Annotated in this window: 3 protein-coding genes and 1 pseudogene; 3 read left to right on the top strand and 1 reads right to left on the bottom strand. The window is 64.6% G+C overall.

What is annotated here, in order from left to right:
- From EN932_RS31970 to EN932_RS31980, 3 genes are all read left to right on the top strand, one after another.
- Nucleotides 1-1837 (top strand): Pls/PosA family non-ribosomal peptide synthetase (locus tag EN932_RS31970; RefSeq protein ID WP_281061566.1); only part of this gene is annotated, 1837 nt, incomplete at its 5' end.
- Complete coding sequence (locus EN932_RS31975) at nt 1834-2283, top strand: GNAT family N-acetyltransferase (RefSeq protein WP_245460964.1); 450 nt, start codon at nt 1834-1836, stop codon at nt 2281-2283. The genes EN932_RS31970 and EN932_RS31975, both read left to right, overlap by 4 nt.
- Nucleotides 2284-2330: 47 nt before the next feature.
- Nucleotides 2331-2936, top strand: a complete 606-nt coding sequence (locus EN932_RS31980) for a 4'-phosphopantetheinyl transferase superfamily protein (RefSeq protein ID WP_127368996.1) — start codon at nt 2331-2333, stop codon at nt 2934-2936.
- Nucleotides 2937-2945: 9 nt separating this feature from the next.
- On the opposite strand, the pseudogene EN932_RS31985 reads toward EN932_RS31980, so the two are convergent.
- Nucleotides 2946-3375, bottom strand: a pseudogene (locus EN932_RS31985) (KamA family radical SAM protein); the annotation flags it as partial.

Genomic DNA, 3375 nt, shown 5'->3' on the forward strand with positions numbered 1-3375 from the left:
GTTCCGCGGCAGCCCGCTCTACAGCATCTACCTGCAGCTTCTCGGCACCAGGCTCGGCAAGAACGCCGTCATCGAATCGAAATCCGTGCCCGTCTGCACCGATCTCATCTCGATCGGCGCCAACACCATCCTGCGCAAGGAATCGATGATCCTCGGTTTCCGGGCGCAGTCCGGCTACATCCACACCGGGCCGCTGACCATCGGCCGCGATGCCTTTGTCGGCGTCGGTTCGACGCTCGACATCGACACCAGGATCGGCGACGGCGCCCAGCTCGGCCATTCGTCCTCGCTGCACCGCGGCCAAAGCATCCCCGACGGCGAACGCTGGCATGGCTCGCCGGCCGTGCCGACCACGGCCGACTATTGCAAGGTGCGCAATGTCGATCCGTCCAACATCCGGCGCTTCCTGTTCGAAGCGGTTCAGCTGATCGGCCTGTTTGCCATCGTCACCCCCTTGCCGCTCTTGTTCCACAGCTATTGGGAAAATGTCGGCGACGACTACCAGGAAACCATCGGCGTCGTCGCGATCGGCACCACGGTGACGCTGTTCGGCTACATGGCCGCATCCTTCCTGGCGGCGACGCTGGTGCCGCGCCTGGTCAGCCTGCTGTTGAAGCCAGGCCGCACCTACACGCTGTACGGCTTCCGCTACTGGCTGCAGACCGTCGCTGAATTCTCCAGCAACTCGCGCGTGCTCGGCCTGCTGGCCGGCGACAGCTCTGCCATCGTGCACTACATGCGAGCGATCGGCTGGAACCTCAACAAGGTGGTGCAGACCGGCTCCAATTTCGGCTCCAACCAGCAGCACGAAAACCCGCTTCTGTGCGAGATCGGCACCGAGACCATGGTGTCGGACGGGCTGTTCATGATCAACATGCACAAATCCGCCGCCGCCTTCAGGCTCGAGCCGACGAGAATCGGCGAGCGCAATTATCTCGGCAACAACATCTACTATCCGCCGGACGGCCGCACCGGCGACAACGTCCTGCTCGGCACCAAGGTGATGATCCCCATCGACGGGCCGCTGCGCGAGAATGTCGGGCTTCTGGGTTCGCCTGCCTTTGAAATCCCGCGCATGGTGAACCGCGACAAGGAACTCATCGCCGGCATCGACGAGGACGACCGGCGCCGGCGCATCCCGTTGAAGAACCGCCACAATCTGGTGACGATCCTGCTGTTCGTGGCAACGCAATGGGTCATGCTGTTCGCCACGCTGGCGATCTGGGACCGGGCGCTGAACTACTATACCGAATGGGCTGAAGTCGCACTGTTCGTCGCCGTGCTCCTGACCTCGGCGATCACCATTCCCTTCTACATCTTCGTGGAACGGGCAAGTCTTGGTTTCGGCAGGCTGAAGCCGCAGATGACGACGATCTATGACGTGGCGTTCTGGCGTCATGAACGCCACTGGAAGCTGGCGGATTCGCCGATCGTGCGGCTGTTCGCCGGCACGCCATTCCGGCCGATGATCCTGCGCATGCTGGGCGTCAGGATCGGCAGCCGTGTCTATGACGGCGGCAGCAATCTGACCGAACGCTCGCTGGTGGAGATCGGCGACGACGCCACCCTCAACGAGGGCTGCGTCATCCAGGCCCATTCGCTGGAGGAAGGCGCCTTCAAGTCCGACTTCATCCGCATCGGCAAGGGCTGCACGCTCGGACCCTCCGCCTTTGTCCACTACGGCGTCGTCATGGGCGAAGGCTCGGTGGTCGATGTCGACTCCTTCGTCATGAAGGGCGAAGAGCTGGAGCCCAACTCCATATGGCGCGGCAACCCGGCCAAGCTGCATCGCTTCGTCGAGCCGATCACCGAGTCCTCGGCCAAGGCATCGGCTTGAACACCGAGGACACCCGTCTCGTTGCCGTGACCAGGGCCAACCGCGCCCTGGTCGCGGCCCTGGAACTGGCTCCGGAGCAGAGGGATTTCGTCGCCGGCAATTCGGAGTCCCTCGAAGAAGCCGAAACCGATGAAGACGCGCGGCCGCGCGCCATCATGGCCGGGACCCGTGTCGTCGGTTTCCTGATGTACGATGCGTCGGACAACGAGGCGCTGGTCTACCGCTTCATGATCGACCGCGCCCACCAGGGCAAAGGCTATGGCAAGGCCGCATTGCGCGCCTTGCTCGACGAGATCGGTAATCTCGACCATATCAGGGAGGTTTCGATCTGCTACGAGCCCGAGAACGAGGCCGCGCGCCACCTCTATCGCGGCGCCGGCTTCGTGGAACAAGGCATCGACGAGGACGGAGAAATGATCGCCGTCCTGCCGATGGTCGATCGTTGACGCCGCCCGCTGCGAATTCATCGGAGGAAACGACCCTGCTGGAGGCTATGGCCGCGATCGCGCCGAGCGGTGTCCGGATCGGATGCCGCCTGATCCGCGAAGGCGATGAAGCCCATCTGCTGCCTGGGGAAGCGCATTCCATCCCCGCGCGCCAGCCTGGCATGCGGCGATCCAGCGGCGCGGCCCGCTGGATCGCGCACGGACTGCTGGCGGAGCTTGGCGTCGGCGACGTCGCCATCCTGCGCATGCCGTCCGGCGCGCCGGTCTGGCCCGAGGGAATAATGGGTTCGCTCGCGCACGACGACGACATGGCGGTAGCGGCGGTTGCACCGGTTGGCGATATCGCCTCGCTCGGCATCGACGTCGAGCCCGCGCAGCCTCTCCCGGATGACATTTTGGCGCTCGTGACAACACCCGCGGACCGCACCGACGCAGCCGACCGGCATCTTGCCGGCCGCATCCTTTTTGCCGCCAAGGAAGCCGTCTACAAGGCCGTCTATCCGCTCGATCGCGAGGTGCTGGGCTATGAGGACATCACCGTCGACCTGAACGCAGGCTGCGCGACGACGAAGACAGGCCGCAAGGCCAGGCTCGCCTACTGCGTTGCCCCGCGCGTGGTGGTGCTGGCGTTTGTCGAGAAAGACAGGGGTTAGCGCGCAGTCCTATTCGCCAACGATCTCCGTATACGCCCTCACCTCGCCATCCAGCCCGCGCAGCCGCCAGTTCTCGCCGTCCCGTCCCTCGACATGGCAAGGCCCGATCGGCACCTTGCCGCCGCCTTCCGGCAGGTCGAGCACATAGACGGGGTTGCAGATGCCCGAAAGTCGCGCGCGCAGCGCTTCGGTCAGCGCCTGCCCCTGCGCAATCGTCGTGCGCCGGTGCGCCATGCCGCGCGCGAGGTCGCCATGGTGCAGGTAATAGGGTTTGACGCCGAGGCGATACATCAGCTCGCGGCAGAGCTCCTCCAGCGCCTCGACGCTGTCGTTGACGCCTTTGAGCAGAACGCTCTGGTTGAGCAGCACGAAGCCGGCTTGCCGCAGCGTGCGGCAGGCGGTTTCCGTGGCCTGAGTGATTTCCCGCGCGTGGTTGAAA

This window comes from Mesorhizobium sp. M7A.F.Ca.US.002.01.1.1, assembly GCF_004022955.1.
GTDB classification, from domain to species: domain Bacteria; phylum Pseudomonadota; class Alphaproteobacteria; order Rhizobiales; family Rhizobiaceae; genus Mesorhizobium; species Mesorhizobium ciceri.